Source organism: Bradyrhizobium sp. MI1.4 (genome assembly GCF_055811315.1).
This window is the reverse complement of record NZ_JBVVPP010000080.1, coordinates 14,329-21,888: the sequence shown is the minus strand read 5'-3', so window position 1 is coordinate 21,888 and position 7,560 is coordinate 14,329. Positions and strand designations below refer to the sequence as shown.

At 62.0% G+C, this 7,560-nt stretch carries 5 protein-coding genes and 1 pseudogene; 3 read left to right on the top strand and 3 right to left on the bottom strand.

The genetic code is table 11. The annotated features are described in order from the left end of the window. The 3 genes and pseudogenes from AC0L23_RS38220 to AC0L23_RS38210 all read left to right on the top strand — a co-directional run. Positions 1-172 (top strand): annotated as a pseudogene (locus AC0L23_RS38220) (extracellular catalytic domain type 1 short-chain-length polyhydroxyalkanoate depolymerase); the annotation flags it as partial. Between the two features lie 603 nt (positions 173-775). After that, positions 776-958, top strand: coding sequence for a hypothetical protein (locus AC0L23_RS38215; RefSeq protein WP_473358278.1), 183 nt, complete (start codon positions 776-778; stop codon positions 956-958). Positions 959-1,712: 754 nt separating this feature from the next. Beyond that, complete coding sequence (locus AC0L23_RS38210; protein ID WP_473358277.1) at positions 1,713-2,096, top strand: hypothetical protein; 384 nt, start codon at positions 1,713-1,715, stop codon at positions 2,094-2,096. Between the two features lie 436 nt (positions 2,097-2,532). Here the strand turns inward: AC0L23_RS38210 and AC0L23_RS38205 are convergent, their stop codons facing one another. The 3 genes from AC0L23_RS38205 to AC0L23_RS38195 all read right to left on the bottom strand — a co-directional run. Next, positions 2,533-3,897, bottom strand: coding sequence for an HlyD family type I secretion periplasmic adaptor subunit (locus AC0L23_RS38205; RefSeq protein ID WP_473358276.1), 1,365 nt, complete (start codon positions 3,895-3,897; stop codon positions 2,533-2,535). 18 nt (positions 3,898-3,915) lie between these two features. Then, the gene (locus tag AC0L23_RS38200; RefSeq protein ID WP_473358275.1) at positions 3,916-5,736 is read right to left on the bottom strand and encodes a type I secretion system permease/ATPase; all 1,821 of its coding nucleotides are present in this window, start codon (positions 5,734-5,736) and stop codon (positions 3,916-3,918) included. Positions 5,737-5,748: 12 nt separating this feature from the next. Continuing rightward, positions 5,749-7,560: hypothetical protein (locus tag AC0L23_RS38195; protein WP_473358274.1), on the bottom strand; the 1,812-nt coding region annotated here is incomplete at its 5' end.

Below are 7,560 nucleotides of genomic sequence, written 5' to 3'. Positions count from 1 at the left end.
CGATGCAGATGGCTTGGACATGTCCGAGCACTGGAGCGTCCACGGGGCCGCCCATGCCTGGTCGGGAGGCAGTCCTGTCGGGTCCTACACGGATCCACGCGGGCCGGACGCGACCAGTGAGATGCTGCGTTTCTTCCTCGAGCATTCGCTGGCAACCGTCACGCGGGGATAGGTGCGGCCTGAAAACACGATCGCCGTATCTCCGGAGGGCCGCCGGTGGGAGGCCTGAGGTCAGGCCTCGCCGGGTCCGGAGAAGATCGAAGTCGGCGGCGTTGGTTTGCCTTGCCGATCTTTCCAACGGCCCTTGGGCGCGCGCTCGCCCTTCTCTCTGTGCCTTCAGAATCCTGGAAACCGCTCCCGAAGCAAGGATATCCCCCTCACAGCCCTGCTCATGTGCTCGGCTCCGCCATACGAGCAATCACTGGCGTACGACCTCGGGAAAAATTCCTGGCATACGCCAAATCCATGTTGACCTGGGCTTACAGCAATTCGCACGAGTCTGGCCTCGTCGTGCCGGCACCGTGGTGGCCGCAGATTGAGCCACCGCAGCCCTCAAGCGAGGAAATCAGCATAATGCAGGCGAACGCCGAAAAGCTTCGGTCCCGCAAAACAGGCTTTCGGGTGCAGCACGTGGGTGATCTGCTCGCGCGCCACGAAGTTTTCTGCCGGGAAAGATCGCCGAGGAAAAGATCTCGCCAGGGATACGGGGGGCATCTGGTGGATCGCGCTAACGGCCAATCGCCGTGGGTCCACAACTCTTCTTGAGCGTACGAATGTGCAACAGAGCGACGTGATCGGCGAGGACGGCTGGGGAACGGCGTTAGAAATGGAAGGCCAGATGAAGGCGCGCAAAGATTTCATGCTTCCCGTTGCGCCCATGGGACTGCACGTGATAAGTTCCAGGACCGCTGATTGGCAGGCCCTGATCAACATCTCGCACGGCTCGGCCACAAGATGAAGTGGGTTTTTGCCTCGACTTGCCGCGAGCAGCGGGACGGCGTCGGCTACGATCGGCCGGCGATGCATCCTCCTGGCTTGCTGACCATCTTCGCAACATGAAGGGCGTTAAAGAATCTGCGCATCCAAACGTCCTAGCTGGCCTGCCGGATTTCTCGCTGCGCACCGTTAGGTCGGCTGCTCCACAGTTTTGAAAATTATCCGGGCCTATCGGCAGCTGCGTCTTCCGCATTCCTCGGTCACGCTCCTCCGCTTGATGATAAGGACCCGGAGGCCAGATCTCCGACAACCGAAAAATTCTATAGCGTGACGCAGCGAATGCCGCTGAAGACGCTGGCAATGAAGGCGTGGTCTGGAGCCGTCCTTGATGCATATCTAAAAGCAGGAGGCGTGTGGCCGCCTCGGCCGTACGACGTTCCAATTAAAAAGATCTATCGGACCAAGAGAAGCGCCGGAAGCTAATCACGATATCATCAGGTGACATGACCCGTTTTGCGCCAACAGCCAGACATAGGGAGGCACAATAGGCACGATGGGTGACGAGGTGATGACGCGAAGGATACAGGCATTGTGGCGTTGAACAGCGGCGTTCCGCGCGCCAGCTGAGGAGCAAGCTTCCGAGCCGCACCCCTTGGGTTGTGGACGCCGCCAAAGCTCCCAAGAGGAACCTCGGGGCGCGGCGGCGACAAAGAAGTCACTCTTTTCTTCACCGCCGGAAGCCCCGTTGAAGGACGACCGCAATGGGGCTCTGGCGAATGGCCGACCTCGACCTTAGAGCTTCGCAAACAGGGGGCCTTTCAGACAATGGACTCAAACTAATCACGCTTTGTTTAGGCGAAATCGACTCGGAGGACATTGGGCGCAGAGGCTCGTGGGAAAAAGGCGGTACGTCGGAACTACTTATATTCCGTCGTGGTTTTGCACTCGTGGTGGCATCCAGAAATATGGAGGCGACCATGGAGCAAAAACACGAATTGCAGTCGCTGTCCACCGATGAACTGTGGTCATTGCGAGAAGAGGTCGACTCGAAGCTGGCGACGATCATTCTCAAGAGAAGGTGCATGCTCGAAGAGCGCCTAGCGCAACTGCGGCCGCGCCAGGTCGAGGGCCCGAGCGCGGAATCTCAGAGCGTGGACTGACTTAAGCGCCATACCTAAGCCGATTGCGATTGCCCTCTGGTCATTGGCCGCCGTATGCATATTGGCGCTCGGGATGGCGGCGCTTCTTTCTTCTCAGTAGCCGCCCAAGACCGCAGTTGGCGGTCTCTTTTGGAAACGAAAGGGGCCGCTACTAAGCGGCCCCTTTTTTCCGTTGCGCTACTTGTTCGGGATGAAATGCAAGCCTCAGTGATGGCTAAATTATTGACATCTTGATGCCAAAGCGACCCTACCTACTACCGCAGCTGTTTGGTTTCCTTTGCCATGGATGATTCGTCTCTGTAGTGGTCGCTCGGCTGCAGAAATTATTTCGTCACCGGCCATGGTCTCTTGCCCTCTCCCACGGAAGCTTTCGCGTCGTGGAGGCGTTGTGCCGACCACAGGCCGAGCGTGGATCGGCAATTTCCTTTATCGCCTATCACGTCTCGCGGAACGCGCGGGAGAAGCTGTCGAGAATCGGTTTCATGATGTACTCGAAAAAGGTACGCTCTCCCGTCTTGATGTAAACGTCCGCGGGCATCCCGGGCGTCGGGATGAATTCAGGCATTCGCCTGAGAACATCGTCCTGGTCCAGGCGCACCCGAACAACATAGAATTCCCGACGCGTGTCACCGTCGGGACGGGTTTCGGTCTTCGCCTGCACTTGCTCCGCCAAGGCGTCCGCTGACACGTAGATGACGCTCGCACCAACCATCGGCGTGATGCGCTGGTTGAGTGCCGACAGCCGCACCAGCGCCTCCTGGCCAACGCTCACATGCGAAATGTCCTTGGGATTCACATGTGCCTCGATGATGCGCTCGTCGCCAATTGGCAGGAGCTCAAGGATCACGGCACCAGGAGAGACGACGCCGCCCGGTGTATGGAAGTTATTCTTCACCACAATACCTCGGACCGGCGAACGGACATCGATCCGATCAACCACATCCTGAGCGGCGCGAATCTGCTCCTCCCCGTCATCCAGCTCCGCCTCGGTCTCGCGCAACTCCTTGATCGCATCGCGGAGCGCCGTCGCGTGGAGCTGCACTATTCTTTCGTTCGCCTGAGCGATCCGCTCCTTCGAATCGGCGATGCGGCCGAGATACTCGCCGAGCTCACCCCCGAGACTCGCCTCTGAGCGTCGCAACGCCAGCACATCCGACTTGCGGACCAGCTGCTGGCCAAGAAGCGAATTCTTGTCCTTCAGCTCTTCGGCGAACAAGGCAATACGCTCTTTGGTCGACTGAACTTGCGCCTGATATCCGCGGATGCTTTCCTCCAGCCCAGCGATTTGCTTCAAGAGTACGCTTTCCTCGCTCACCCGACTAGCCCGGCGCGCCTGAAGCTCGGCACGTTGCCGCTCAAGAATAGCTTTGATTTCTGGATCACGAGCGTTCTCGCTGAATTCGGCCGGAGTTTCGATTGCATCCGAAGAGCTCAGTTCAGCTTCTAGACGCGCCTTCATGGCGAGCAGTCGATACTTCTTTAAGACCAGCCGTTTCAGCTTGGCGTTGGCAGGGGTATCGTCCATGCGAACGAGCACCTGGTTGGCCTCGACGACATCTCCGTCCTTGACCGCAATCTCGCGGATGATGCCGCCCTCGAAGTGCTGGACTAACTTGTTCTGCCCGGTGGCCACGAACGTGCCCGAAGCCACGACCGCACTGTTGAGTGGGGCGACTGCAGCCCAAACGCCGAAACAGCCGAGCCAAACAACCAGGATGGCGAGGCCGGTGAAGATGGGCCATTTGGCGCTCAGCGGAACACCGCGGTACCACTCGCCGATGTCGTCCTTTACCGCTCTCATGCTGTCCTCCCGCGCTGGTCACCCGCCCGAGGATTCGATGCGTTGCGGCTGCACCGGCTCATCAACGCCGGCCCTGCCGGGGGACCGAACCAGGCGATGCAACACCTCGCTCGGAGAGCCGAATGCTTCCGCGCGTCCGGCCCGCAGTATGAGCACTTTGTCAACACTGTTCAGCAGCGCCGGGCGCAGGGTTACGACCACCGCCGTGACCCCCCGCCTTTTGGCGCGCTGCAGGGTCTCGGTCAGAGCCTGCTCCCCCGCCGCGTCGAGATTCGAGTTCGGCTCGTCGAGCACGACAAGGGACGGATTACCGAAGAAAGCCCGGGCGAGCGCGATGCGCTGCTTCTGTCCTCCCGAGAGCGGCCCGCCACTGCGGTCGAGCACGGTCTCGTATCCTTGCTTCAACTGGCAGACCATGTCGTGAATTCCTGACAACATCGCCGCCTCATAGATGCGCTCGTCGGGCAAGTCGTCACGCATGCGGCAGATGTTCTGCTTGATGGTCCCGGGAAATAGCTCGACCTCCTGGGGCAGGTAACCGCTATATTCCCCGAACTGGCGGCGATCCCAGTTGCGCAGCTCCGTTCCGTCCAGCCTGACCTTGCCGGCTGTCGGCACCAGACAACCCACCAGAATGCGCGCGAGGGTCGACTTGCCCGATCCGGACGGTCCGACAATGGCCAAAGACTCTCCGGGCGCGAGGTCGAGCGACACACCATTGAGCACCGGCTCCTTCGAGCCGGGCGGCAAATACAAGACCCGATCAACGCTCAGGCGCCCTTGCGGTCTGGGCAAGCGCAGCTTAGGCCCCTCGCGCTGGAATGACTCAACCGCCTGCTTGACGTGGGCATAGGCCGATCGCGCCTGAACGCAGCTGCGCCATCCCTCAATCAAGCCCTCGAGCGGCTGCAGGGCGCGGCCGGCAATGATCGAAGCCGCGATCATCATGCCCCCCGTGATCTCGGCGTGGAGGGCCAGATAGGCCCCGGTGCCGAGGATCGTGATCTGGGCCACGAGCCGGACGAATTTCGACGCACCGCTGATCCAGAAATTCCGGTCAAGGGCCTGGCTCTGCACCGTCAGTGCTGGCGCCTGCCGGCGCCCCCAGTGGAGAATGCTTTCGCTCAGCATTCCCATCGCATTGATCACCTGCGAATTTCGCGCCAGCGACTCGGCCGCCGCATCGGCCTCGGCGGCATACAGGCCTGCCTCGCTCAGACGCTCCGAGGTCGCTTTCTGGTTGATCAGCGCAATCAGTGCGAGGACCAAGCCCGATACGACTGCGATCCAGCCAAGATGTCGATGAACGAGGAATATGACTGCGAAGTAGAGGGGCGAGAGTGGCGCGTCCATCAGTAGAAGCATGATAGGGCTCGAGATGAAGCCCCGCACCTGGTGAAGGCTGCGGATCGCCTGGATGGTTCCTCCCTCGCCGGCCCTGGCGTTATTGATGCTGCTCGCCAGCACTGCGCCGCCAAGCACCGCTTCCATCTTGGTCGCAAGACGCCCCAGCACCTGTCGACGTAGAATGTCCACGATGGAGAGGATACCGATGAACGTCAGCGCGAGAGCCGAGAGCATCAGCAGTGTCTCAAGACTACGGCTCGTCAGCACGCGATCGGATATTTGAAAGAGATAGATCGGCAACGTGAGCATCAGCAGATTCACAACGACCGAAAATGCTGCGACCGCTATGAGGTTGATGCGCGCGACCGAACGCCAGGCGGCCAGCGCGTTGACAGATCCGACGTAGTCGCGGGCCTCGCCGCCGGGTGCGACCCGAAGTTGAGCCCCGGAGTTGGTGCGCGGCGGACAGTCCAGTGTCTCGACAGCTGCCATGTTTGCCTCCCACTAGAGGATGGCATCATGAGTCCCGACATGATCAATCGAAGTATTGTCCAAGATGTCGGGAGGCGGCGGCGCGGGTTTTTGGACGTCGGCAGCCACCGGCGCTGAAACGTCTTGAGCCGATGCGGCGTCCCCCTGAGACGCGGCAGTCTGGGAGGGCGCGATGTCGCTGCTGAGCGTGACGCCGTAATCTGTATAATGGGTTCCGTTGAACAGCGAATCTGCCGGAGGCGGTGGCGCATCGTTCAACGCGATCACATCGTTCCCGACGGCGGTCGTCGCCGCGGCATTTGATTTGTCCGTCATGACGTTCTCCGGGGCAGTGGTGGCGGATCCCGAACTCTCGATCGGTGCGTCAGCGGCGGTGGCGAGCGCAAGAAGCGTTTCGGCCGATCCAGGAGTTTGAGCGCTGGTGGTGTCCGGCACGGCCGGCTCTCCCGGTTCGGTCGCGGGGTTGCTGAGCGAGTCTCCGGCGCTGGTGAGCACCGGCTCGGTCGTGTTAGCGGCCGGTGCCGCAACCGCCAAAGCATTGCCAGCCACGCTGGCGGTGTCGGCCGGTTGCGACACCTCGCTGGTCGGGTCGGTCAGCGCGGCAGCTGTTGTGGTGAGCACCGGCTCGCTCGTGTCCGCGACCGGCGCCGCACTCGCCAGAGCATCGCCAGCCACACTGCCCGTATCAGCCGGATGCGAGACGTCGCTGGTCGGGTCGGTCAGCGCGGCAGCCGTTGTGGTGAGCACCGGCTCGCTCGTGTTCGCGACCGGCGCCGCACTCGCCAAAGCATCGTCAGCCACACTGCCCGCATCGGCCGGATGCGAGACGTCGCTGGTCGGGTCTGTCAGCGCGGCAGCCGTTGTGTTGAGCACCGGCTCGCTCGTGTGCGCGACCGACGCCGTACTCGCCAGAGCATCGCCAGCCACACTGCCCGTATCGGCGGGTTTCGACACGTCGCTGGTCGGATCGGTCAGCGCGACACCTGTTGTGGTGAGCACCGGCTCGCTCGTGTCTGCGACCGGCGCCACACTTGCCAAAGCATCGCCAGCCACGCTGCCCGGGTCGGCCGGTTGCGACACGTCGCTCGGCGCATCGGTCGGAGCCGCTGCTGTTGTGGTGAGCACCGGCTCAATCATGGCAGCCAGTGGCGCGGGACTCACCAAAGCCTCGCCAGCCACACTCGCCGTGTCGGCCGGATCCGACAGTTCGCTCGATGGATCGGTCGGAGCCGCAGCTGTCGCAGTGAGCACCGGCTCGGTCATGTCAGCCACCGGCGCCGCACCCGCCAAAGCGTCGCCAGTCACACTCGCCGTATTGGCCGGATGCGACAGCTGGCTCGGCGGATCGGTCGAAGCGGCAGCTGTTGTGGTGAGCACATGCTCGCTCGTCTCAAGGACCGGCACGCCACTCGCAAGAGCATTGCCAGCCACATCGGTGGGCTGGGATACATCACCAGGCGCACCGTTACCCGTGATCAGTGCCGACTCCGCGATCTCAAGGGGGGGTGCTGAACTATCAAAGGTGTGAGTTCCCGTGCTGTCCGATGCAACCGTTTGCGACAACGCGCTCGACTGAGCGTCTGGACCCCTCGTCTGGCCAACCACCTCGTTGCTCACCGTGCTCACGGTGTCGATAGCCGTCGCGAGCGCAGGCGGCACCGTCGCCTCGACCGGCGCGATCGCGCCAACCATGTCGTCGGGCAGCGTACCCGCAGTGTCGGCCAGCGTCGATAGCGTCGGCTGCGTCGCCGCCTCGAGCGGCGCGATCGCGCCGGCCACGTCGTTGGGCAGCGCGCTGACGGTGTCGCTCGCCGTGGCGAGTGC